This is a genomic window from Pseudarthrobacter sp. H2, assembly GCF_050157045.1.
Taxonomy (GTDB): Bacteria; Actinomycetota; Actinomycetes; order Actinomycetales; family Micrococcaceae; genus Arthrobacter.
In genome coordinates this window covers 1,739,516-1,762,178 of sequence record NZ_CP189594.1, presented here as the reverse complement: position 1 = coordinate 1,762,178, position 22,663 = coordinate 1,739,516, and the positions used below count along the sequence as shown (strand labels likewise).

At 66.8% G+C, this 22,663-nt stretch carries 21 protein-coding genes; 10 read left to right on the top strand and 11 right to left on the bottom strand.

The genetic code is table 11. The features are described from left to right. Positions 1-455 precede the first annotated feature (455 nt). Positions 456-839: a VOC family protein gene (locus ACQCSZ_RS08310; protein ID WP_427007542.1), complete on the top strand. Its 384-nt coding sequence runs from the start codon at positions 456-458 to the stop codon at positions 837-839. A 380-nt stretch (positions 840-1,219) separates the two neighbouring features. Here ACQCSZ_RS08310 and ACQCSZ_RS08305 read toward each other — a convergent pair whose 3' ends face one another. From ACQCSZ_RS08305 to ACQCSZ_RS08295, 3 genes are all read right to left on the bottom strand, one after another. After that, entirely contained in the window at positions 1,220-2,143 is a 924-nt protein-coding gene (locus ACQCSZ_RS08305; RefSeq protein ID WP_427006534.1) for an IS982 family transposase, read from the bottom strand. A 571-nt stretch (positions 2,144-2,714) separates the two neighbouring features. Further along, a complete protein-coding gene (locus ACQCSZ_RS08300) occupies positions 2,715-3,719 on the bottom strand; it encodes a carbohydrate kinase family protein (protein WP_427008287.1) in 1,005 nt (334 codons plus the stop codon). Then, on the bottom strand, positions 3,719-4,549 hold the full coding sequence (locus tag ACQCSZ_RS08295) for a zinc-binding dehydrogenase (RefSeq protein WP_427007541.1): 831 nt from the start codon (positions 4,547-4,549) through the stop codon (positions 3,719-3,721). Before ACQCSZ_RS08295 ends, ACQCSZ_RS08300 begins: the two co-directional genes overlap by 1 nt. Positions 4,550-4,558: 9 nt before the next feature. Between ACQCSZ_RS08295 and ACQCSZ_RS08290 the strand changes: the two genes are divergently transcribed. Next, complete coding sequence (locus tag ACQCSZ_RS08290; protein ID WP_427007540.1) at positions 4,559-5,230, top strand: AraC family transcriptional regulator; 672 nt, start codon at positions 4,559-4,561, stop codon at positions 5,228-5,230. Between the two features lie 59 nt (positions 5,231-5,289). Here the strand turns inward: ACQCSZ_RS08290 and ACQCSZ_RS08285 are convergent, their stop codons facing one another. Next, entirely contained in the window at positions 5,290-6,036 is a 747-nt protein-coding gene (locus ACQCSZ_RS08285; RefSeq protein ID WP_427007539.1) for an IclR family transcriptional regulator, read from the bottom strand. A 248-nt stretch (positions 6,037-6,284) separates the two neighbouring features. Here ACQCSZ_RS08285 and ACQCSZ_RS08280 point away from each other — a divergent pair, with 248 nt between their 5' ends. After that, positions 6,285-6,560 (top strand): hypothetical protein, encoded by a 276-nt coding sequence (locus ACQCSZ_RS08280; protein WP_427007538.1) that lies wholly within the window; start codon positions 6,285-6,287, stop codon positions 6,558-6,560. Positions 6,561-6,742: 182 nt separating this feature from the next. Beyond that, the gene (locus ACQCSZ_RS08275) at positions 6,743-6,967 is read left to right on the top strand and encodes a hypothetical protein (RefSeq protein ID WP_427007537.1); all 225 of its coding nucleotides are present in this window, start codon (positions 6,743-6,745) and stop codon (positions 6,965-6,967) included. A gap of 69 nt (positions 6,968-7,036) precedes the next feature. Here ACQCSZ_RS08275 and ACQCSZ_RS08270 read toward each other — a convergent pair whose 3' ends face one another. The 6 genes from ACQCSZ_RS08270 to ACQCSZ_RS08245 all read right to left on the bottom strand — a co-directional run bounded on the left by ACQCSZ_RS08270 (position 7,037) and on the right by ACQCSZ_RS08245 (position 15,159). Further along, on the bottom strand, positions 7,037-9,217 hold the full coding sequence (locus tag ACQCSZ_RS08270; RefSeq protein WP_427007536.1) for an elongation factor G-like protein EF-G2: 2,181 nt from the start codon (positions 9,215-9,217) through the stop codon (positions 7,037-7,039). A 122-nt stretch (positions 9,218-9,339) separates the two neighbouring features. After that, entirely contained in the window at positions 9,340-9,831 is a 492-nt protein-coding gene (gene lepB, locus ACQCSZ_RS08265) for a signal peptidase I (protein ID WP_427007535.1), read from the bottom strand. A gap of 64 nt (positions 9,832-9,895) precedes the next feature. Further along, complete coding sequence (locus tag ACQCSZ_RS08260; protein WP_427007534.1) at positions 9,896-11,506, bottom strand: multicopper oxidase family protein; 1,611 nt, start codon at positions 11,504-11,506, stop codon at positions 9,896-9,898. A gap of 110 nt (positions 11,507-11,616) precedes the next feature. Then, positions 11,617-12,867: a sensor histidine kinase gene (locus ACQCSZ_RS08255; RefSeq protein ID WP_427007533.1), complete on the bottom strand. Its 1,251-nt coding sequence runs from the start codon at positions 12,865-12,867 to the stop codon at positions 11,617-11,619. Positions 12,868-12,949: 82 nt separating this feature from the next. Beyond that, positions 12,950-14,521, bottom strand: coding sequence for a response regulator (locus tag ACQCSZ_RS08250; RefSeq protein WP_427007532.1), 1,572 nt, complete (start codon positions 14,519-14,521; stop codon positions 12,950-12,952). 125 nt (positions 14,522-14,646) lie between these two features. Continuing rightward, on the bottom strand, positions 14,647-15,159 hold the full coding sequence (locus ACQCSZ_RS08245) for a hypothetical protein (RefSeq protein WP_427007531.1): 513 nt from the start codon (positions 15,157-15,159) through the stop codon (positions 14,647-14,649). A gap of 243 nt (positions 15,160-15,402) precedes the next feature. On the opposite strand from ACQCSZ_RS08245, the gene ACQCSZ_RS08240 reads away from it, so the two are divergent. From ACQCSZ_RS08240 to ACQCSZ_RS08220, 5 genes are all read left to right on the top strand, one after another. Continuing rightward, a complete protein-coding gene (locus tag ACQCSZ_RS08240) occupies positions 15,403-17,526 on the top strand; it encodes a PKD domain-containing protein (protein WP_427007530.1) in 2,124 nt (707 codons plus the stop codon). 103 nt (positions 17,527-17,629) lie between these two features. Beyond that, positions 17,630-18,769, top strand: coding sequence for a sensor histidine kinase (locus tag ACQCSZ_RS08235; RefSeq protein ID WP_427007529.1), 1,140 nt, complete (start codon positions 17,630-17,632; stop codon positions 18,767-18,769). Positions 18,770-19,269: 500 nt separating this feature from the next. Next, positions 19,270-19,803 carry a LysE family translocator gene (locus ACQCSZ_RS08230; RefSeq protein ID WP_427008286.1) on the top strand — a complete coding sequence of 178 codons (534 nt, stop codon included), beginning with the start codon at positions 19,270-19,272 and terminating at the stop codon, positions 19,801-19,803. 41 nt (positions 19,804-19,844) lie between these two features. Continuing rightward, the gene (locus ACQCSZ_RS08225; protein ID WP_427007528.1) at positions 19,845-20,273 is read left to right on the top strand and encodes a DUF3054 domain-containing protein; all 429 of its coding nucleotides are present in this window, start codon (positions 19,845-19,847) and stop codon (positions 20,271-20,273) included. Positions 20,274-20,348: 75 nt separating this feature from the next. Then, a complete protein-coding gene (locus ACQCSZ_RS08220; RefSeq protein ID WP_427007527.1) occupies positions 20,349-20,630 on the top strand; it encodes an Lrp/AsnC family transcriptional regulator in 282 nt (93 codons plus the stop codon). A gap of 102 nt (positions 20,631-20,732) precedes the next feature. Here the strand turns inward: ACQCSZ_RS08220 and trpD are convergent, their stop codons facing one another. Continuing rightward, the gene (trpD, locus tag ACQCSZ_RS08215; RefSeq protein ID WP_427007526.1) at positions 20,733-21,791 is read right to left on the bottom strand and encodes an anthranilate phosphoribosyltransferase; all 1,059 of its coding nucleotides are present in this window, start codon (positions 21,789-21,791) and stop codon (positions 20,733-20,735) included. Between the two features lie 208 nt (positions 21,792-21,999). On the opposite strand from trpD, the gene ACQCSZ_RS08210 reads away from it, so the two are divergent. Further along, on the top strand, positions 22,000-22,578 hold the full coding sequence (locus ACQCSZ_RS08210; RefSeq protein WP_427007525.1) for a cytochrome c oxidase subunit 3: 579 nt from the start codon (positions 22,000-22,002) through the stop codon (positions 22,576-22,578). The last annotated feature ends 85 nt before the right edge of the window (positions 22,579-22,663 follow it).

The window sequence follows — 22,663 nt, the reverse complement described above, 5'->3', positions numbered from 1 at the left end:
CGGGAGAATTTGTACCGGATCACCGGCCAGGTACATGCGGCGCGGAGAGTGCCCGCGGATCCAGATCCACACAACGGATCCGTCCGGTGTCATGTTGTCGATGACACCGCTTCCCGCTGGGCGGCCGGATTCGCGGACCCTCACTTGCTGTCCGGGGCTCAAGTTGGCCCACTGGACCGGCGGTTCAGCATCGTAGTCACTTGTGGCGTTTGCATCCATTCATTCACATAATCAGGTGCGGGTGAACAGTCCGTGAACCTGGCCTGTGAAGCGCCTTAGTCCTGGCAACATCACGGACGGCGTCGCCAAGGGCCGTTCAATCCTCGTCATCGGCCTCAGCTGGAACCGCCATGCTCAATAGAAAATCACATGGCTCAGCGTTGCCTGGAAAATTTCTTTCACCCCTGGGGTTGTGGGGCCAGTCAATGCGCTGCCCATGCCGTAGGGTGACGGACATGGAACTTCGCCTCGAGGTCGTGCAGGTGCCCGTCTCGGACGTGGACCGGGCCAAAGCCTTCTACACGGACAAGGTCGGCTTCGTACTCGATCACGACGTCGAACACATCCCCGGAATGCGGGTGGTCCAGCTTACTCCGCCAGGCTCGTCCGCCTCGATCGTCATCGGAACCGGCATGCACAGCATGACCCCGGGCAGCCTCGAAGGCCTCCAACTCGTGGTGCCGGACATGGGTGCGGCCCGGCGCGAGTTGCTCCGCCGCGGAGCCCCGGTGAGTGAGGCCCATGACATGGGGGGCTTTGCCTTCGCCTATTTCAGTGATCCGGACGGCAACCGGTGGGTCATCCAGGAAATCCCGCCCAAGGGACCGCGAGCCTCGTAACCGGAGTCCCCTTCGGCGGATAACCAGGCCGCGGCCAGGTGCAGTCGCCGGTGAGGTTGATGTGTTCCCATCCCAGGGGTGAGAGGAACCGCAGGAGGCAGGAGTCCCATCTGCGGCCTCTGTCCCGGGGGACCGAGTTCACCTGAGCTAAACCCGCACGGGCTCAGTGCAGAGTCGCACTCCGATTCTGACGAGCCCGGGCGGCCCTGGCCTGGCTTCCGTCGCGCCGTACGCGGCCCTGCGAAGCCGGGCAAAGCGTCACGGGGTGGACGTGATCATGATCGGGCACCGTGGCGTCGGGCTCTCGCGGCGGACAACCGCTGAGGTCGATCTGACTGCCGATGACATCTGGCTCCGGCTAGACGAGTAATTCCAAGGGGTCAGTGGTCGTAGGCGGTGAGTGAGCGGCGGACGGCCTGTCCCGTATGGTCGTTGTGCCAGATCGCCGCGGTCATGGCCAGCAGGCGCTGGATGATCCGGGCGGTGACGCCTGCCGGGATGCGGCCGCCGTGATGTTCGAGGTCGAGCTGGCCTTTGAGGGTGTCGTTGATGGATTCGATGATCTGCCGCAGGGGCTTGAAGAACCGGGATCCTGCCCGTGGTTCTTCCCCCGTGCGGGCAGGGCGGAGCAGCTCGATCCCGGCCTGGTCGATCGTTTCTTCGAACCCGGCACCGTAGTAGTTCCTGTCCCCGATGAGGATCTGGCGGTGCCCGTCGGCACGGACCCTGGCCATCGCCGGGGTCCCGGCGAGGATGTCCAGGAAGGTCTGGCGTTCGTCGGCCTTGGCCCCGGTGAGGGCGTACCCGATGGGCAGCCCGTGCAGGGTGCAGACCAGGTGCAGGCGCAGGCCCCAGAAATACCGGCTGTGGGAGGCGCAGTAGCCGTATTCGGCCCACCCGGCCATTTCCGAGCGGCGGACGGTTTCCTTGGACCGGGCGCATTCAACCGGGGTCGAATCGACCACCCAGACATCGTCACAGCAGATGTCATTCCATTCCGTCAGCACGCCAATGAGCCAGTTCATGGTCGGAAAGAGCCGGCGCAGCCGCTTGTTGTACCCGGACTGGCCCGGCAGATACGGGAACATCGTGCGCAGGGCTGTGCGGGCATGGCGCAGCCACCGGGCCTCGCTGGTAAAGCCAAGCAACGCCTGCATCACGGCCAGCGTGATCAGCTCGGCATCGGTGATCCGCGGGCTGATCCCGATCCGGGGCCGGGCCGGGACCCGTTCCGGATGCGCCTTCAGCAGGTCATCGGCGGCGGCATAGAATGCTGTTGCAAGGGTGTCCAGATCGGTTTCCACGTGAGCCTCCAAGTTCGACGTAGGGTACGCCGATTCTGGACACCCTTGCCCGCTACCGTCAAAGCCACGCCAGGAAGACCCCTTGGAATTACTCGTCTAGTGGTCGAGGACATCCGCGCCGTCCTGGGAGCAGAACAGGTGCCTCCGGCAGTCCTGTATGGCTCCTCGTACGGCACGTAGCTAAAGCACTGGCGGCGCCCCAGTAACGCCGGTGTAACGGCCGCCGGTGTAGCAGTGTGCGGATCACTACTACTCACTACTGCGGCAGGGGGCCCGCGCCATACCCACCGTCTACAAGATCCACCCCGCGGTCGGCGTCGCGCGGGCGCCCACGGGGCGCAGACCTCAACGATGGCGTGCGGACCCGTGACCGCGGCCGCGATGGCCGACGGGCTCAGGCATCACCGAGCCCGAGACGTGTGCACGTGGTGGGTACACGGACTTCTGCGGATACTTCTACGCAGGCCGGTCGGTCGTCATCAATTGAGGTGTCCCAATGCTCGTCGAGCTCGACGTCTTCAGCGGGCGAGCGAACCCGCGGTGGCGGCTCGACGCCGACCAGGAGCAGCTATCAGTGCTCCTGGGCGGCTGACGGGACGGGCAACGGACCGAGTTCCGCCGACCGGGGCGGGTTGGCGCCCTGCCGGGAGCAGGTGATCGCCGCGGCGCGGTTGGCGTAGGCGGCGAGTGCACGCAGCTGATCCAGGGCCAGGGTCCGCAGCCGTTCTCTGCCTCCGGCCCCGAGCGCTTCCAGTTGGGCGAGCCCTGAGATGAGCCCGGCCATGAAGGAGTCGCCGGCGCCCACGGTATCTGCGACGGTGATGGGTTCGGCTGCCACCTCCACCTGCCCCTTGCCGGAGAGGATGACCGGCCGGGCGGCTCCGCGGGTCAGGGCTATGATCGCCGGCCCGAGTTCCAGCCAGGCTTCCAGGGTTTCCTCCGGGGTCCGGTCCGGGTAAAGCCAGCTCAGATCTTCGTCGCTGGCTTTGACGATGTCGCTGGCGGCCACCAACACTTCAGCCTGCTGGCGCGCCGCGGCCGCATCGGGGCCGATTGCTGGCCGGAAGTTGGGGTCATAGCTGATGGTCGCGTGCTCACGGGCCGCCTCCACGAGGACAAGGGTGGCCTGATCGCCCGGCGCGAGCAGGGTAGCGATTGATCCCGTGTGCACGTGGGTGGACGCTTCGACGGCCGCCAGGGCAGGCAGGGACGCCCCGTTGATCTCCCAAGTGATGGAGAAGGCGTACTCGGCGGCACCGCCGGGACCCAGCATGGCGAGGGCCGTCGACGTCGGTCTGCTTCCGCCGTTGATCACCTGAACGCCGTTCGAGCGCAGGTGTTCTTCGATCATGAGCCCGTGCCGGTCTTCGGCGTAGTGGGTCACCAGGCTCGTCTGCAGGCCCAGGCGGGCAGCCCCCACGGCCACGTTGAGGGGGCTTCCGCCGGGATGGGCCTGGGTTGCCGCCGGCCCGCGGGGATCACTGATGATATCTACGAGGGATTCGCCGATGACAGTCAGGATGGTGTTCCCGACGGCGGGGCGGGGCGGGGACTGCCCGGCGGCCGTGGCGTGCATCAACGGCCCGGGTACACGACGGCCTTGAGCTGCCCGGCCTGCTTGCCCGCCTTGAGCGCTGCTTCAGATTCGGCCAGGGCGAACTTGCCGGTGACCAGGATGTCCAGGTCCACCTTGCCGTCGGCGATCAGCTGGATGGCCAGCGGCCAGGTGTTGGTGTAGCGGAACACGCCGGAGAGCCAGATCTCACGGTTCTGGATGTAGGAGACGGGGAGTTCGACGTCGTCGGCCCCGAGCCCCACCAGGATGACCCGGCCGGCCGGTCCGACGGCCTTGATGCCGGAGCGGACGGCCTGCGGGGCACCGGAGGCGTCGATGAAGGCATCGACGTCCAGTCCTTCGACGCTGTCGGTCCTGGCGTTGAGAGCGTGGGTTGCGCCGTGGTCCAGTGCGAAGGCCAGCCGGTCCTCGGCGATGTCGGTGATGTAGATTTCGGTTGCGCCGAAGGCGCGGGCGGCCTGGGCGGCGATGATGCCGATCGGGCCGGCTCCGGCGATCAGCACGCGGCTGCCCGGCCGGATGTCGGCGCGCTCGCAGGCCCAGAGCCTGACGGAGAGCGGCTCGATGAGGGCGGCCGCCTCGTCGCTGACGCTGTCCGGGATGTCGTAGGCGAAGTCGCCCTGGATGGTCACGTATTCGGCGAAGGCCCCGTCGATCGGTGGGGTGGCGTAGAACTCGATGTCGGGGCAGAGGTTGTACCGGCCGGCCTTGCACTGCTTGCATGTGCGGCACGGCCGCTGGGGTTCGACGGCGACCCGCTTGCCGATGCGCGCGGGGTCAACGGCGCTTCCGACGGCGGCGATCCGGCCGGAGAGTTCGAGGCCGGGCATGTGTCTCTGGTGGGATCGGGTCTGCCACACGACTGGGTCAGCGACCTGGAGCCCGGCGAAAAGCTGGAGCGTCGGGATGCTGTGATCCAGTTCGACGCGAAGTGGGTCCAGCAAGCGGCCTCCATCCTTCCTGAACTGGCCGAGGTCAAGCCCCTGCTGGAACAATCCGCACGCGGGATCGAGTTCCTGGGGCACTCGGCCGAGACTGCGGCCGCAGCCATCGAGGCGATGGGCGCCTCCACCGGGCTGGAGCGGCTCCACCACCTCTTGGAGCTGTTTGCGATTCTTGCGCGGGCACCGCAGGAAGAACGGCGCTACCTTGCCGACGAATGGTTCAGGCCGCAACTGGACGGCCAGGCTGCGGCTGTGGTGGACCTGGTCCTCGAGTACGTGTTCAGCAATCATGCCGGCAGCGTCAAGATGTCCGAGGCCGCGGTTCTGGTGGGAATGTCCGAGCCGACGTTCTCGAAATACTTCAAACGCGCCACCGGCCAGAACTTCAGCGATCTGGTCCGCAAACTTCGCCTGGCCCATGCACGGCGCCTGCTGGAGCGCAGCAACAAAGCCATCGCCGAGATTTGCTATGAAGTCGGTTTCTCGAACCTGTCCAATTTCAACCGGCACTTCCTCAACGACGCCGGCGAAACCCCACGGCACTATCGCCAACGGGTCCAGGCCTGACGATCCGGACAGGCGACGATGCCCGCTGGCGCCGGCGGACGACGGCGGTCCGCCCGGCTTCAGTGCAGGGCGTCCTCGATGGCCGCGGCGGCTTTCCTGACCCTGGCGCCGACCTCGTCGCCGGACAACCCGCTGCGAAGATACACCACCGCGAGTGCAGCCGGCAGCTGCCCGGGCACCCGGATCGGCGCACCGACGGAGCTTACGCCCGGGATCACTTCGTCCCGGCTGAGCGCATAACCCCGCAGGGCGGCCGCGCGGGACTCCTCACGGTAGGGCTGCCCGGGCGCCAGCGTCTCCCATTCCGCTTCGGTGAGGGCGGACTGAATGGCGATGCCGGGAGCCCCGGCACTGAAGGAATGCCTGGTGCCGGGCCGCTGCACCAGTGTGCCTTCGCCGTGCGGCGGCTCAACGGCCACGAGTGTCACACACTGGCGCTGGTCCCAAACCGCGATGAAGGCCGTCATCTGCAGGTGGCCCGCCAGCGCGGTGAGTACGGGAAGCGCAGCGGACTGCAGGTCCCGGGCCACTCCCCGCGCCAGGGCGGCCAGGCCTGGGCCGCACTGGAACTTTCCGGCGTCATCGCGTGCCACCAGAGAATGGTCCTCAAGGGTCCGAAGGATGCGGTAGGCAATCGATCGATGAAGCCCCGACCGCTCGGAAATCTCCGCAATCGTCATGGGCGACTGGGTGTCAGAAAGCAACTCCAGCACGCGGATCCCACGGGACAGTGTCTGTGATTGCGCCTGGGCCGGAAGCTTCTGCGCCGATCCGTCGGGAGGCACCACCGCGCTTTTCAGGTTCATTCCACTCATCTTAGGCGCATTGGCACCCATCCGGGGCCGCACGGGGACAGGCGGCACGACGCCGGGAACCGCACCCTGTGCCGACGCGCTATTGGCAGCTGCCACGTCATTTACTTGGCCCCGGCACGGGGCTACATTTGGTCCGGACGGTCTCTTTGCCGCGGGTGTGGGCAGGCGTCCGGATATCCAGCGTTCCGACGTTCCAGCGACGAGGCTGTGCCGTGTGTGCAGCCGGCAAGGAAGCGAAAATGAGCCCTACCCCAAAACAGCCAATCACCGATGCCAGCATCAAAGTCCGCCAGCTCAGCCACTACCAGTTCAGCTGGATAGCCGGAGAAGCCGGCAGCCCGGGCACGTGGACGCTGCAGCTCGTGCTGGATGAAGGCGCCTGGGAAGAAATCCTGACCATCGACGCCGACGACGCAGACACCCTGCAGGATCTCCTGTCCACCGCGGAGACCGTCTTCTACGACGTGCCCCGGAAAACCCTCATGTTCGGAACCACTCCCGTCGGCCATCACTGACCGGCCCGCATAGGCGCCCGCACCCGGTTCACCGGAAACCCGGTGCACCAGCGGCGCGCATCACAACTCCCGCGCGGTGGTTTCAGACTGCGAAAGCGGCCGGGGGCCATATCACCCAATGCTGCAACGGGACTCAGCAGCAGGCATCCGGAGCCACTCATCCGGCTGTTGACGGGATTCCAGTGGACCAGGCGACCATCGTCGGCTACGCCCTCGGCTACATCGTGACAATCAGCGTCATTTTTCTTATGTACCTGCCCTCCCTCATCACCTTTGTCCTGCTCCTGCTCTCGGCAGGCGCGGTTCAGCTGGTGATTCTCCTCCTGAAAGCCGTGGCCCTCGTGGCTGTCAGGAGCCTGGCCAGGCTCCCCCGGCGTCGGGCCGGCGACAAGTTGGCTCCGCACTGAACGCTCCCACGGCCGCGCTGCCTTCCGTCCGCTTCCCTGGGCAGTGTTCCGCCATCGGCAGCCCGGCCGTCAGGTCCTCGTGGCAGGAGGGGTGGCGGTGGCGGGCACCGGTTCGTGCCGCAGGTAGCTCCGGCGGAAGCGGCCGCTGCCCGCGGTCAGCGCCCGCAACTCGATCCCGTACCGCAAGAGTTCCTGGTCCGGAACTTCGGCGCTGATTTCGGTGCCCTCTCCCCCGACGGATGATGTTCCCGTCAGACGTCCGCGGCGGGAGGACAAATCACTCATGACCGCCCCCACATAGTCGTCCGAGACGCTGATCGTCACGGCGGAGACCGGTTCCAGCAGCTGGATGCGGGTGGCGGCGGCGGCCTCCCGCAGGGCCAGCGCACCTGCGGCCTGAAAGGCCGCATCCGAGGAGTCGACACTGTGGGTCTTGCCGCCGACCAGGGTCACCTTGATGTCCACCACCGGGAATCCTGCGGACACCCCTTTCTGCATCTGCGACCGCACCCCCTTCTCCACCGAGGTGATGAAGGGCCCGGGGATGACCCCGCCGACGGTCTTGTCGACGAATTCGAACCCGGCGCCGCGTTCGAGCGGTGCGACCTCGATGTCGCAGACGGCATATTGGCCGTGGCCCCCGGACTGTTTGATATGCCGTCCGTGGCCGGCCGCCGCGGCAGTGAAGGTCTCCCGCAGCGGCGTCACCACCTGAACGGTCTGCAGGTTCACGCCCTGGTCGCGCAGCCTGCCCAGGACCACCTCGGCGTGGGCCTCGCCCATGCACCACAAGACCAGCTGGTGGGTTTCCGCATTGCGTTCCACCCGGAGTGTCGGGTCACCGGCAGTGACCTTGCCGAGGCTCTTGGCCAGGGCATCCTCATCCCCGTGCGAGGCCGCTTCGACCGCAACAGGCAGCAGCGGCTCGGGCATGTCCCATGGCTCGATCAGCAGCGGCGTCTCCCTGGCCGAAATGGTGTCGCCGGTCTCCGCGGTTCCCAATCTGGGGAGCGCGCAGATGTCGCCGGCCACGCAGTACGGCACCGGACGCAGGCCGGATCCCAGCGGGGAATACAGGTGCGCGATCCGCTCGTCGCTGTCATGGTCCTCATGGCCCCTGTCCGCCAGGCCGTGGCCGACCACATGCACGGCGGAGTCTTCCCGCAGCGTGCCCGAAAAGACCCGGACCAGGCACACGCGGCCCAGGAACGGGTCGATGGTGGTGCGCACCACCTCGCCGAGCAGCGCGCCGGCGGGATCACAGCCCAGCCGTCCGGCCGGCGTGCCGTCGAGGCCGGTCACGGCCGGCAGCTCCCGCTCGACCGGGGACGGGAAGGCACCGCTCAGGACCTCCAGCAGCTCCGCCAGCCCGACGCCGGTCTCTGCCGAGGTGGCCAGGACCGGATAAAAGGACCCGCGGGAGACCGCCGTTTCCAGATCACTGACCAGGACCTCCGGAGCGATTTCCTCGCCACCGAGGTAACGGTCCATGAGCGTCTCGTCCTCGCTCTCAGCAATGATCCCTTCGATCAGCGCGCCCCGTGCGGCCTCCGACGCCGCACGTTCGACGTCGTCCGCGTTCCGGTTGGCGGGCGCCGGGGCTCCCGGATCGTGGTGCGAAACGGTGCCCGACAGCAGCCCCAACAGTCCCGTCACGGCGCCGCCGGCACGGACCGGCAGGTGGAGCGGCAACACCGAATCGCCGAAGGCGGCGCGGCATCTGGCGAGAGCGGCCTCGAAGTCCGCCCGGGGGTGGTCGAGCCGGCTGATCACCACCGCCCGCGGCATCCGGAGCCGCTCGCACTCGGCCCAGAGCGCCGTCGTCGCCGCGTCGATGTCGTCAATCGCCGACACGACAAACAACGCCGCGTCCGCCGCACGCAGCCCGGCACGCAGTTCGCCGGTGAAATCCGTATAGCCGGGGGTGTCGAGCAGGTTCACCTTGACGCCGTCGACGACCACCGGCACCACCGAGAGCGAGACGGAGCGCTGTTGGTGGATCGCGGACGGATCGGAGTCGCTCACGGTGGTGCCGTCGGCGATGGAGCCCTTGCGGGAAATCGCGCCGGTGGCGGCGAGCAGCGCCTCGGTCAGCATCGTCTTGCCTGATCCTGAACGGCCAACAAGCGCAACGTTGCGGATCTTTTCCGGCCGCTCCGGCGGCGCCGCGTCGGAAGCGTCGGATCGCCGGAGGTCAGAGGTGCCCCGGCCGGGATTCCGGACCGGGACTTTTGCGCCTTTCGCCGGCATGAGTACCTCCTGGCGTCGTCGCCATCATCGGCGTTCGTGGGTTGCTGGAGCCTTCTGTAAGGATTTGACACCCTGGGGCCACCGGACAGCAAGAGGCCGCCTGCTGCGCGCCACGACCGTGGCTATTTCTGGCCCGTCAGCAGGGTGCCCTGGATCGATGTCAACGGCACAGCTCCGAAGTCTCTGGAATCAATCGATACGCCGCGGTTGTCCCCCAGGACAAAGACGCTTCCGGCCGGCACCGTCACGGGTCCGAAGTAAGTGGCGTCAATGCGGCTGTGGTCGACGAACGGCTCAACGACGGCGACATCATCGACGAACAATTCCGAGTCCCGGATCGCTATGCTCTGCCCCGCCCCCGCAATGACGCGCTTGATAACGGTCCGGCCGTCGATCGGGCTGCCGAAGGCCACCACTACGCCGTTGTGGATCCAGCCGGCAGCAGCTGCCGGCTTGTAGAGAAGCACAACGCTGCCCGACGGAATGGTCGGGGCCATGCTGTCCGATGAGACGGTCACAGGCTCCACCAGCCAGCTGCGGACAGCAAGAACAGCCAGGACAGGAATCAGCGTGGCCGCGAGGAGCCGGGCGCGGCGGCCTGTGTCTGACGGCACCGTTGTCCAACGCCGGGCGCGGCGCGGGAGCGCCCGCCTGCCATGCCCGGCCCCTCTCGTGTGTTCACTCCGGGCCATCGTCCCAGACCGCTCTGGCCGCCGTCATGGGATCATCCACGTCCACGTCGTTTTCCTTCAGGCCCACCCGGAACTGGACCATCATGTCGTGGTCCTCGTGCGGCAGGTTGTGGCAGTGCATCATGTAGAGGCCTTTATGGGGCGTGAACTTCATCAGCAGGCGCACCGTCTCGCCTTCACCCACGTACACCACATCCTTGGGCCCGCGCTCGTAGGCGAAGGATGCCTTACCGTTGCGGCTAAGGATCTGGAAGTCCACCAGGTGGATGTGGACGGGGTGGAACCAGCCGCCCGATTTATTTTCGATTTCCCAGATTTCCACCGAGTTGAGTGCTGGTTCGGCACAGACTTTCTTGTAAGCGCTGGCGATCACGTCCTGCCAGCTGTCATCGTTGATGGTCCACATCCCGGTGCTGTCATTCCTCATGACCCGGAATTTCCGCGTTGCCACGGATTGCCCCGTCCGCAGCGACATGGCTTCGCTGGTGGTCAGCGTCGTCGGGATCCGGTTCCAGGTGGGGTCCGAGGTGTCCACGGGCTCGTCCGTCACGTCAAACGCCATGATCTTGCTGGTGAAGTCGTAGTCCACATTGTTCTTGTTGGACAGGTTGCGCAGTTCGATCCGCTGCCCCGTCTTGTACTTCCGGAAATCGATGAGGACCTCATAACGCTCCGCTCCACCATGCCGCCAGTCCGCCACGGTCTGCGCCACCGGGACCAGACCCCCATCCGTACCCACCACCACCACGGGATCGGCGGTGCTGAGCGCCGGCCGCAGCGAGCGTGAGATGGAGCAGTTCAGTACCCGGAAGCGGTAGACGCGTTTCTGCACCTTCATGACGGGCCACGGCTTACCGTTGACCAGGATCACATCCCCCCAGAGCCCAGAGTGGGTGTTGTCGTCGTAGCCCAGGGACCCGTCGGCTGCGAACATGGCGTCGCTGACCGTCAGCGCGACGTCGAAGCGGCCTTGCGGGAGAAGCTCCCGTTCCATCGGATCATGCATGTGGTACTGCGCCGCGAGCCCGGAATAGGCGTTCAAGGCGGTGAAGTGGACACCGTGGTCGTGGTACCAAAGCGTGCGCGCCGGCTGGAAGTTGGGGTAGTGGTAGTCCTTGTAGAACCCCGGGTTGGTGATATCGCTGGCGTAGCCGTCGTATTGCGGCCGCGATGCCGAACCATGCAGGTGGGTGGACGTGGACAAGGCGTGCCCGTCCAGTGCGTGCACGGCCGGCAACTTGTTCCGTATCCTGAGCACGGCTTTTGTTCCCTGATCCAGGCTGATCGTGGGTCCGGGGAATATGCCGTTGTAGCCAAGGATGGGTGTTCGCAGGCGGGGCAGGATGTTTGTCATGGCGGCCATTTCCGTCAAGGTGTAGTAGTTGACGGGCGATCCGTCCTGGGGGTCAGTGCCGGTGGTCCGGGGCTGAAGAATGGGAGCCTGGACAAAATCCGCCTGAAATGGGCGGGGCATCTCCTGGGAACTGATCCGGCTGGCTGACTTGGCCTCGACGGACCCGGTGGGCAACATGGCGCCACCTGCGCCGAGGACTCCCAACCCCCCGATCAACAGAACCTGACGGCGTGAAATGGACATGGCCGGTCTCCTCTCTTTGTCCGGTAATCCGAGACTGCAGCACCCAGCTTGGGGATATCCTGCTCCCGGTGTACCAACCTTGGAAGAAACCTGTGAACACGCGCCAACAGTCAGCGGGGCACCGGAAGGCGGGAGAACAGCCGCGCCGTGACCGTGGTGCCGACGCCGGGGGCGCTGAGGATCGCCAGGGCTCCGCCGGCTTCGCGGATGGTGTCCTTGAGAATCCGGAGGCCCAGGTGGCCGTCGGCCGGGCTCCGCGAATTGTCGAATCCCTGACCATTGTCCGAAATGCTGATTTCCGAGCCGTGCTGGTCCGTCCGCAGTGAAAGCACCACCTCGGTTGCGCCGGAGTGTTTGGCACTGTTTGACAGTGCTTCCCGGGCCACACGGTAGAGCAAAGCCGAAGAGCCGCCGTCCAGCCGGGCACCGTCCGGAATGAACAGACGCACGGCGAGACCGCGTTCCTGATGTGGCTCCACGAGCCGTTCCAAGGACGTTTTGAGCCCCAGTTGTTCAAGATCGGGCGGATATAGCTCGCTCGTCATGGCCCGCAGTGCCCGGACGCTGTGCTGCAGTATTTTCCGGGCTCCGCTGAGCATGGACTGCTGCTCGGGCGGACCGTGGAGCTGTTCGGATTCAAGTGCGTAGCCCAGCCCGGACAGGTCCTGGATCACTTCATCGTGCAGGTCACGTGCGATCCTCCGGCGTTCCAGATCCGAGGCCTCGACAGCACGCTTGAGCAACCGGTTACGGGTCGCCTGGTGGTACTGGATCCCCCGGGCCAACCGGACCGCAGGGGGCAGCTGGGCGAGCTGCAGCGCCGCCAGCGAGAGCAGGAAGGGCGGAATCATGCTGTAAAGGACCGCCTGCTGTTCGTCGCGCACCGGGTCGTCGTCGTAATAGGCCTCGAAGATCAGCCGGGTACCGTCAGCAGCCGCCGAGCTGACGTAGACCTCCACCAGCTCTCCCGAGGCTGACTCGTACTCATTCTCCAGCTCCTGCTGGTTTTCCAGGGACGCTGTTCCCGGGCCCCCCGCCAACAGGTCCCGGCCCCACTGCGGCAAGTCGAACCTCTGGCCCACCAGCGAGCGCACGTCCGAATACACCACACGGCCATCCGCGTCCCAGATCTTCATGCGCAGCACGGAGGCGTCGTTGCGCCATGGCTGCAAGGCGCTGTCCAATGCCTCCAGCGCAGAGGGGTCGCCGGCCAGCACCGCTGCGTTCACCAGCGGTTTGATGGCAAGGTCCGCCACGCGTTGGGTGAGCAGGACGGCATTATCGAGCGCGTGCTGTTCCGCGGCCGCACGGATCCAAAAAGCGACCGGGGTCGCCACGACCAGCAGGGCAAGAAACCCCATCAGGAGGAATTTAGCCACGGCGCCCCGGACTTGGAACCGTTCAGCCGCGCCCGGATGCCCCGGCGTCGCATAGTTCGCCGCGTCAGAAGGCCTGGACATGGGATTTCACGCTCAGGATGCCCCGCAGTTCCGCCTCTGCCATGGCCTCGCTTTGCGAGTGGGAGCCGAGCTTGGAAAAGATGGTCTTGACGTAGCCGCGGCAGGTGTGGATCGAGATGCCGAGGCTGTTTGCAACCCCCCGTATCTCCTGCCCTTCCGCCATCAGACGCAGGACGTCCAGCTCGCGGGGACTTAGGGGGGGCCCAAGGGGGGCCCCGGCCGGATCCGGGGCCGTAACCCCCATCTGTGCCACTAATGATGGATGCACCACCATGTTCCCTGTCCGGGCATGCCGGAGAGTGTCGAGCATAGTGGCCAGCGAGCCGTCTTTGGGCAGGAACCCGCATATTCCTATACCCGCCGCCCGCCGGAGGAGGTCCTGGGACGGATCTCCCGTCAGCATGATGATCCGGGTATCCGGGGCGTCCTGCAGAATGCGGGTTGCCGCGGCGAGCCCGTCACCGTCCGGCAAGTGATAGTCCATGACGACAACGTCGGGTGCCAGTTCACGGCACAACCGCACGCCACTCTCCACGGAAACCGCCGAACCGACAGTACGGAAGTCAGGCTCCCGGTCGAGTGCACCGGCCAGCAGCTCAGTGAACGTCCTGTGGTCATCTACGATCAGGATCCCCAGGGCGGTCCCGTCGGCTGGCGGTACGCTCCGGGTGCCGGCTGCCAAGGGCCTGGTCGCCGATGCTCCGGTTGCAGGTAACGGTGCCGGTACCGGCGTGCCGGTTTCCCCGGTCAGCCGCAACAGGCGGGCGTGCGCGGCGCGCAGCGGATTTCCCGGGCTGCACCCCAACTCCCGGTCCAGGGTCCGCCGGCACTGTTCAAACGCCCGGAGCGCTTCCAGCGGCTGCCCGGACTCCTCCAGCCCCAGGACGAGCGAAGTCCAGGCCTTCTCATTGAGGTGGTCGCCCGACAGGGCCTCCCTGGCCAGGGCGACTGCGTGGTCGGGCTCGTGCAGGGACAGCGCCAATTCGGCGGCGAGCGCCCTGGCCCGGCAGACCCGGAGCTCGTGGCGGCCCCGTTCCTCCTCCGCCCAGGACGCGAGCAGCTCATCCCCGAGCAGGGGCGCAGATGCCATATCCAGCGCCTCCTGCAGGAGCTCCAGGGCCTCCGTGGGCCCGCAGTGCGAGGCCCGGTGCAGCAGGTCATTGAAGCGGCTGATGTCAAGGTCCACAAGGACAGGGTCCATCATGTACCCGCCCGTGACTGTCCGCAGGGGACCGGCTTTGCCCCGGCCCGGCTGAAGATGACGCCGCAGGACGCTGACGTAGCTTTCCAGCGTCGGAAGCGCCTCCGCCGGAGGCCGGCCGTCCCACAAGACGTCAATGAGACGGTCCTTGGACACTGGCGTGCCGAGATTCAGCAGCAGGAATTCCAGGATCTGCCGGGGCTTGGGACCGCCGAGCTCGCCGGCTTCCAGGACGGCGCCGTCGCGCCGGATCCGCAGCGGACCCAGGAGCCTGACCTCAAGGACGCCCCGCGGCGGCAGGTCCCCTTCCATGGTGGAGGGGCCGGCAGCTTCCTTCGTCGGGATAGGGGGCATCGGAGACCTGCCATTCAAAGAGAAACTTTTGCTCCCAAGCCTTTTCCATCCAGCAACCCCGGGCACGAGTATTGGGTACTCGTTTTCCGCCAGGTCGGCTACCCGTAGATGCGAGGACAGGCCCGTCAGGTGCGTCCCCTATGGTGTCCGGCCCCCAGGGACAGCCCCTGCCCCCCTGACAGGTCGAGGGTCAGATCGATGGCCCGGTCGGGGAGCTCGAACACGAGCGTGGCGTTGATGCTTTTCCCCTGGGCCGCGATCGCCGCAGCGGGCGAAAACCAGAGCGCTCTCCACATCCCTGCGCCCAGGCCCGACACGGAGTAGCTGGACGGATCAAACGGGAGACCGCCTTGTTCGAGCGCGGTCAACTCCACCAATACCCGTACCCGGTGGAGTCCCTCGCCGGGCGGCTTGGCGAGCGCCGCAGAAGCGGTGTCGGGCCTCCACCCGTCGACGTCGGCCGGTATGACCCCGTTGATGCGTGCCAGTCCGCCGTCGACGCGGGCTGAAGCTCCCAACGGGGCCGGCGGTGTGCGCGGCGCCCTCATCATGACGCCGGCGACCAGGCTCCCTACAAGGAGGAGCAGGATTGCCGGAACAAGGATTTTCGCGCGCCGGAGCGATCGTGGCTGTGACATGTTGGCAAGTTTCCCGCCGGCACACTAGGGAAACCCTTGGAGAAAACCGCCGTGCCCCCCCCTCTGAGGGGGACCTCTGAGGGGGGCCGCACGGCGGTCTGGACGACAGGATATTTACAAGACGCTGTCCATACCGTGACGGTCATGAGTGCGCCGGCCGGTGCACCCCGTTCCTTCCGCCAGGGCGGAGGGGGCGAGAAAAAGCACAGGATGGATATCGTCATGAAACGGATACTTGGTTTCTTGCTCGCAATTTTCGCGGTCGTCTCGCTGGCCGGCCTGGCTTCGGCCGCCGTCGGCCCTCCGGGAGTCAACGGGCCAGGACTCGCCGAAGTGGGTCCCGTCGATGCGACGGACGGCTTCCCGGTCTGGTACCGCGACAAGAACGGGCTGAGGCTGGAGAAGTGCATCGAGCAGGCCGATCCGCTGTGCCCGGCCCGCGGGCCGCTGCCCGATGAGGCCGCGCCGGTTTCCTTCCCCGGGAACTACCCGGATGAAGGCTTCTATTCCCTGACCAAGGGCACGATGGACACGGCGGGTGGTGGAACAGCGCTCGCCGCGATCGCCCTGGAGCAGGCGTTCGGCAGCGGTCCCGTTGCCGACGGCGACCAGGTCACCTTCGCCCGGCTCCGGCTGAAAATCACGAACGCCAGGGACGGCGTCGATTACAAATTCACCACGCCGGCGGGCACCAAGACCGTCCGGACCTCCAAGCCGGGCATCGTCTTCGACACCGAGGACATCGGCATCGGCGGAAAGGGTGACTTCTCGGGCGCCCTCGGTGGAAGGGTCGGACCGTTCCTGACGTGGGACACCTACCCCACCGATCCCGCCCTCAAGCCCGACGCCAACGGCAAGAACACCTACGTGGGCGATGGCACCACCCCCCACAAGATCACCGGCAGCCCGTACGGGTCCAACATCTTCCGCATCGAGGGTCCGGGCATCAATCCGAGCGCCACGGCGGATGCCTGCCCCACCGTTCCGGGCCCGCTGGCGGACTGCGTGGAGACCGACCTCTTCACGGTGCAGGGAAAACTCGCGACCAACAGCGGGGTGACCGCAGAGCGGGCGACGTATTCCAGGTCATCGCTCGGATCAGGGACGGTGGACGTCTTCGCATCGAGCGAATCCGGACCGCAGTCAATGCAGCTCTCTGATGCTTCGGCCGGCACCGCGGTCTTCAGCCCCACGGCGCTGGAGGGATCCGGCGGCAGGTACTTCGCCAGGATCGCTTTTGATGGGCCCCGGCCGCCGGCCTCGGTCACCGTCACGAACTCGAGCGACGTTCCGGCGTCGGCGAAGAAGATCGACGTCGTTGACAAGGTCAGCGGGAAGGCCACCTTCAACACCGACAGCGGTGTCCTGTCGGTCGAAGCGGTGTCCAGCGACACAGCAGGTGCGCGGACCCTGACCGCCGTGGGCTTCGGGGAGCTCGCAGCGGGCTCCCTGGCAGCGGGCCCTCTCCCGGCTCCTCCGGTTTCCGTCACCGTGAGATCAGACGCCAAGGGCGAGGTTGTCATCCCGGTTGAGGTGACGGGAAATGCCCGCTCTCCCATTCCGGTGGCGGCCCAGGCCGGCCCCGATCAAACGGTCCAGGCAGGCCAGAACGTACTCCTGGACGGATCCGCCTCCAGCGGTCCGGTGTCCACCTACTCGTGGAGCAGTCCGTCCGCGGTTGTCCTCAGCGACCCCAACGCGGTCCGGCCCAGCTTCACCGCACCCGCACCGGGGGAATATGCCTTCTCCCTGACAGTCAACGGGCCGGGCGGGCCGAGCACGGCGACAGTCACCGTGACGGTCACAGCCGCCACCGCCGCCGTAGCCAACGCCGGACCCAACCAGCAGGGCGCGCAGCGCGGCGCCAAGGTCACCTTGGATGGCAGCGCCTCCAGCGGCGCAGCCACCTATTCCTGGACGCAGATTGTGGGCCCGGGCGATCCCAGGGTCGCCCTCACCGGCGCCAGTTCCGCCCGTCCCGCGTTCACGTTCCCGCTGTACAAGTACCCTGCGAGTTCGGGCGCGCTGACCTTCAAGCTGACGGTGGGAAGCCCGGACGGGTCCTCAAGCGACGCCCAGGTGACGGTCACCCCGCGGGCGGACACCGTGGCGGTTGCCTCAGCCCGCTACACGGCCAGCAAGCGCGAATGGCGGGTGGACGGGACCAGCTCCATGCTGGCCGGTCAGACGGTCACCGTGCACCTCGGCGGTCTGGACGGGACCATCCTGGGTACGGCCGCCGTGGACGCCACGGGGGCGTTTTCCGTCCGAGGTTCGTCGACTGCTATCGGCCGGGCAGGCCAGACCGTGAGCGTTGAGTCTGCGCTGGGCGGCACCGCCGCCGGCTTCGCCGTCCGTGTCCAGTAACCATCCTGGCGGTGGATCCCTGAGGGTGGCAGTCCTGGCTGCCGCCCTCGGGGGCCACGGAGCCAGGCACATGGCCGCCGCGTGGCGGGGTGCCCCCAGGAGATTGAGATCCGTCAGGGCGTGGGTGCTGACGGCCCAGTTGGCGCTCATTTCCTCTGCGATGCTGGTCTCCGGGGCTGCGGCCCGCGCCGTGCAGCCCAGGCTTCCGGACGGCCGCGTGAACGGCGACTTGTTGCCGTCCCTGGGCATGTACGGCATTACCTCCCTGCTCACCCTCCTCGCGGCCGGTGCCGTCGGCGTCGTGGTGGCGGGAAGGCTGCGCCGCCCCATCCGGCGTCTCCGGGACGCCACCGAACACCTGTCCCTGGGCAACCCTGGGCAGCGGGTCGCGTTGCCCTCCCCTGCCGACGACGACGTCGCCGTGCTCGCCGCCCGGTTCAACGCCATGCTCGACAGGCTGGAGCGCGGAGTCGTGGAGCGCCGCCAATTCCTGGGCGATGCCGGCCATCAGCTGGGCGCCCCCCTCGCCGCCATCAGAAGGCACGTCGAACAGCTCAGTACCCACGCCCCGGGAGACGTCACGGGGACGTGCAACCGGCTGCTGGAGGAAGTGGACGCCATGCAGCGGCTGGTCAGCGACTTTCAGGTGCTTGCCGGAAGCGGCCTCCCCGGTCTAATCCGCGCCGAATGGATCGACATCGATCAGTTCCTGGAAGACGCCGTCCAGCGGGCCCTGATCCTGGGCGGGCGGCGCTGGATCCTCGGCCTCAAACCGGGCGGCTGGTTGCTTGCGGACCGGCAGTGCCTGTCCCGCGCGGTGGATCAGCTCGCCGCCCATGCCGTGGGAACGACGTCGGAAGATGACACGATCTCCGTCGGCGGCCTCTGGACCGATTCTCCCGCCCTGACAGTGCGTAGCAGCGCAGCTGCCACAAAAGCCGGGTCTGCCCTGATCGGAGGACTGGATTTGTGGGTCTCGGACACGGGCCCGGGGATTCCCGCGGAAGAGCACCAGCGGATATTTGAACGGTGTGCACGGTCCGGTCCTGCGTCCGCGGCGCACGGAGCCGGCCTCGGGTTGCCGATCGTCAAAGCAATCGCTGAGGCGCACGGGGGCAGCGTCCGGGTCCAGTCTGCAGCGCGAGGCGGGAGCAGATTTACCCTGTGGATCCCGGCGCGGCCGGACAACGTCCGTCAACATAGTCCGGCCGGCCGGGCACTCCTGGTCCCAGGGCACAGATAGGAGACCGGCGATGCACTACGAAGGAGCAGACACCGCGTCGGCCGCGGCCCGGAGGGCTTCCACCTGGGCCGCTGCCCTCACGCGGCAATACGGAGAAGCGCCATGATCCAGCGGGACGGCCCCTTCCGGGATCCCGGCCCGCGTGGCGGGCCCCCGTCCGGATACGGACCGGCTCCGCAGGAAACAGCCTCCGTAACGGCTTCCGAACAGTACGCCGGCACATCGCTGCGGTTGCAGGTGCTCGAGATCATCGACAGCCTCCTCAACAGCACCGGGCCCGAACTGGAAGGGGTCCGGATCCGTTTGCAGCGCCATGTCAAAGAACACCCCTGGAGTCCGGAAACCGCCCTGTTGCATCACCTTTGGGACCGCGAGCAGTATCTTGCCGCCCTGAACGAAGGGGACACCACCCCAGGTCAACCGCCAGACGGCAACGCACGCCCGGCGCTCCGGCCCGGGCCGCCGCCCGTTGATATGTCTGCCGGGGGTCCTCGTCCGGGATAAGCCGGCTGTGCCGCACCGAAGCCCCAGCGGCCGGTATCTGCACGGGGACAGCGGCATGGGGCGCGGCCGCCGCCGTCGGCGCTTCAGCGCTGCTCGCCGCCTCGGAAACTGCCTTCACGGCCCTGAAGTTCGCGGGCGCCGGCTATATGGCCTGGCTGGGCATCACCATGTTCCTGAAGAGCTTCAGGGAAGGCTCGAGGCCAGGCGCCGAAGCCATCGCCGGGGCGCCCGGCATCCGGACGAACTGGCTCAGCGGCGTGACCACCAGCCTGCTGAACCCCAAGGTCGGAGTGTTCTACATGGCGATGATTCCCCAGTTCCTGCCAGCCGATGCCCCACCTCTGCTGATGGGGGCCCTCCTCCCCCTGGTCCACAACGCAGAAGCCATGCTCTGGTTCGCGGCCATCATCGTCGCTACCCACCGTGCACGGCGCTGGTTCCAGTCCCCTGCGGTAGGCAAGGCGACGGACCGGGTTGCCGGCGTCTTCCTGCTGGCGTTTGCAGCAAAAATCGCGGCCACGAGGGCCTGACGCCGCCACGTCGCGGGCGGTGCCGGGCTAGGCTGGTAAGCATGTCTTCGTCACCACCGCCGCTCCGCCGCCCGTCCATACCTGCGCCCCCGAAGGTGCGGACAGCGGTACTGGCGGCGGCCGCTGATCTGGCGCTGATCCTGGCCTTCGCCGCGATCGGCCGGGATGCCCACCAGCGCGGGGAGGTTATCACCGGGGTCCTCGCCACCGCCTGGCCGTTCCTCGCCGGGGCCGCCGTGTCCTGGCTGGCGCTGCGGGTGTGGCGTGCTCCCCTGGCGCCCTGGCCCGCCGGCGTCGTCGTCTGGCTGGGAACGGTGGCCGTCGGCATGCTCCTGCGGGCCGCGACCGGGCAGAGCGTGGTGCTCCCGTTCATCATCGTGGCACTCCTGAGCCTGGCGGTGTTTCTGCTCGGCTACCGGCTCGTGGTGGCGTGGGTGCGGCGGTTCGGGACGAGCCGCAAACAGGCCTGATGTATTAGGCTTGCAGGCACATGGCACGGCCCGGACGGGCCGGCAACGGCGCAACAGATCCGGAAAGGTTCACACGTGGTCACCGCTATCGTCCTGATAAAGACAGAGGCTTCCCGGATCCCGGAAACTGCGGAAGAAATCTCCGCCATCCAGGGCATCAGCGAGGTCTATTCGGTAACGGGGGAATGGGACCTGATCGCCATCGCCCGGGTGGCCAAACATGAGGACCTCGCGGACGTCATCGCGGACAAACTCTCCAAGGTCCCGGCGGTTGTTCACACCACCACCCAGATCGCCTTCCGCGCCTACTCGCAGCACGACCTCGACGCGGCCTTCGCCCTCGGCTTGGAGGAGTAACCTGCCTGCGGCATAACAGAAGATGACAGAAGCGGGCCCGGCAGAATCTGCCGGGCCCGCTTCTGTCATGCCGGACCTGTCCGGATCCGGGCCCGCCGGGGCTCAGCCTTGCGACAAGGCCACCCACCGGTCCAGCACGGCGGCCGCGGCACCGGAGCCAATCGATTCCTCGGCCCGCTTCATCGCCGCCGCCATGCGCTCGGCGAGCGGGCCCACGGCGTCGAGGTCGAAGGCCACCAGCCCGGCGGCGGCGTTCAGCAGCGCGGCGTCGCGTGCCGCACCGGGGGCGCCGGACAGGACGGCACGGACGACGGCGGCGTTGGCGACGGCGTCGCCGCCGCGCAGTTCCTCCAGGGTCGCCTGGCGGATCCCCAGCCCGCGCGGATCGAAGATCTCCTCCGCGACCTCCCCGTTCCGGATTTCCCAGACGTGGGAAGGGCCGGTGGTGGTCAGTTCGTCCAGGCCGTCGTTGCCGCGGAACACGAGTCCCCGGCTCCCGCGCTTGGCCAGCACGCCGGCCACCAGGGGCGCCATCTTCTCGTTGGCGACGCCGACGGCGGAGGCCTGCACATTGGCGGGGTTGATCATGGGGCCCAGGAAGTTGAAGGCAGTCGGCACGCCGAGTTCGCGGCGGGCGACGGCGGCATGGCGCATGGAGGGGTGGAAGACCTGGGCGAAGCAGAAGGTGATGCCGGCCTCCTCCGCGTTAAGGGCGACGCGCGGAACCGGCAGGTCCAGCCGCACGCCAAGGGCTTCCAGGACGTCGGCGGACCCGGAAGTGGACGATGCCGCGCGGTTGCCGTGCTTAACAACTTTGGCCCCGGCGCCGGCAGCGATCAGGGCGGCCATCGTGGAGATGTTCACGGTGTTCTGCTGGTCTCCGCCGGTTCCGACGATGTCCAGCTTCTCGCCCGCAATTTCAATCGGGCTGGCGTTGGCGATCATTGCCTCGACCAGCCCCGCCAGTTCATCCACGGTCTCGCCCTTGGCGCGCAGTGCCACCAGGAAGCCGGCCACCTGTGCGGGGCTGGCCTCGCCGGACATGATCGAGTTCATCGCCCACTCGGTATTGCCGGCGGTGAGGTCCGTCCCGTTGATGAGTGCGTTGATGAGCCGCGGCCAGGTGTTGCCTGCCGCCTGTTCCGATGCCTGAGAAGTCACCTCCTGATGCTATCGAGGTGGGCGCCGCGATGACCAATGTGAACGGGGTCGGGAACTTTTCCGCGCGAATTCGCGTCTTTGTAGAAAAAGTCCTCCGAAAACGCGTTTTGCGTTGGGCACCGGGGAGTTTTATAGACATAATGTCTATGTGACATCTGTGACCCATGCCCCCAGTACCCCGGCGCACCCGACGCTGAATCGCCCGAACATGGTTTCTGTTGGAACCGTGGTCTGGCTGTCCAGTGAGTTGATGTTCTTCGCCGGTCTCTTCGCCATGTACTTCACACTCCGTTCGACTTCCGGACAGATGTGGGCCGAGGAGACAGCCAAGCTCAACTTCCCCTTTGCGCTCGTTAACACCATCGTCCTCGTGGCAAGTTCCTTTACTTGCCAGATGGGCGTCTTCGCCGCTGAGCGGCTCCAGCCGCGCCGGAGCGGAGGACGCCTGAGCTTCACCCGGTGGGGAATGAACGAATGGTTCACCCTGACCTTCATCATGGGTGCCTTCTTCGTTGCCGGGCAGTCGACTGAGTACTCCATGCTCGTTTCCGAGCATGTTTCACTCTCCTCCAATGCCTATGGCTCGGCGTTCTACATCACGACAGGCTTCCACGGCCTGCACGTTATCGGCGGCCTGGTTGCCTTCCTGCTCATCATCGGCCGCTCCTTCGCAGCGAAGAAGTTCGGCCACTTTGAGGCAACCTCAGCGATTGTCACCTCGTACTACTGGCACTTTGTCGACGTCGTGTGGATCGGCCTCTTCCTGGTCATCTACGTCCTCAAGTAGCCAAGAATTGACTCTTTTCGCACAAGAGGCAGATTTTCAAGAAGCGGCTCCCGGAGCCAACGCAGGATCGAAAAAAGGAACCACC

What these genes read in the sequence shown, in the direction of transcription:
- ACQCSZ_RS08310 (WP_427007542.1), top strand. Translation starts at nt 456, where the DNA reads ATGGAACTTCGCCTCGAGGTCGTGCAGGTGCCCGTCTCGGACGTGGAC.
- ACQCSZ_RS08300 (WP_427008287.1), bottom strand. Translation starts at nt 3,719, where the DNA reads ATGCACGCCACGGCCGCCGGGCAGTCCCCGCCCCGCCCCGCCGTCGGG.
- ACQCSZ_RS08295 (WP_427007541.1), bottom strand. Translation starts at nt 4,549, where the DNA reads ATGCCCGGCCTCGAACTCTCCGGCCGGATCGCCGCCGTCGGAAGCGCC.
- ACQCSZ_RS08285 (WP_427007539.1), bottom strand. Translation starts at nt 6,036, where the DNA reads ATGAACCTGAAAAGCGCGGTGGTGCCTCCCGACGGATCGGCGCAGAAG.
- ACQCSZ_RS08280 (WP_427007538.1), top strand. Translation starts at nt 6,285, where the DNA reads ATGAGCCCTACCCCAAAACAGCCAATCACCGATGCCAGCATCAAAGTC.
- ACQCSZ_RS08270 (WP_427007536.1), bottom strand. Translation starts at nt 9,217, where the DNA reads ATGCCGGCGAAAGGCGCAAAAGTCCCGGTCCGGAATCCCGGCCGGGGC.
- ACQCSZ_RS08260 (WP_427007534.1), bottom strand. Translation starts at nt 11,506, where the DNA reads ATGTCCATTTCACGCCGTCAGGTTCTGTTGATCGGGGGGTTGGGAGTC.
- ACQCSZ_RS08255 (WP_427007533.1), bottom strand. Translation starts at nt 12,867, where the DNA reads ATGGGGTTTCTTGCCCTGCTGGTCGTGGCGACCCCGGTCGCTTTTTGG.
- ACQCSZ_RS08250 (WP_427007532.1), bottom strand. Translation starts at nt 14,521, where the DNA reads ATGCCCCCTATCCCGACGAAGGAAGCTGCCGGCCCCTCCACCATGGAA.
- ACQCSZ_RS08245 (WP_427007531.1), bottom strand. Translation starts at nt 15,159, where the DNA reads ATGTCACAGCCACGATCGCTCCGGCGCGCGAAAATCCTTGTTCCGGCA.
- ACQCSZ_RS08225 (WP_427007528.1), top strand. Translation starts at nt 19,845, where the DNA reads ATGTCTTCGTCACCACCGCCGCTCCGCCGCCCGTCCATACCTGCGCCC.
- ACQCSZ_RS08210 (WP_427007525.1), top strand. Translation starts at nt 22,000, where the DNA reads ATGGTTTCTGTTGGAACCGTGGTCTGGCTGTCCAGTGAGTTGATGTTC.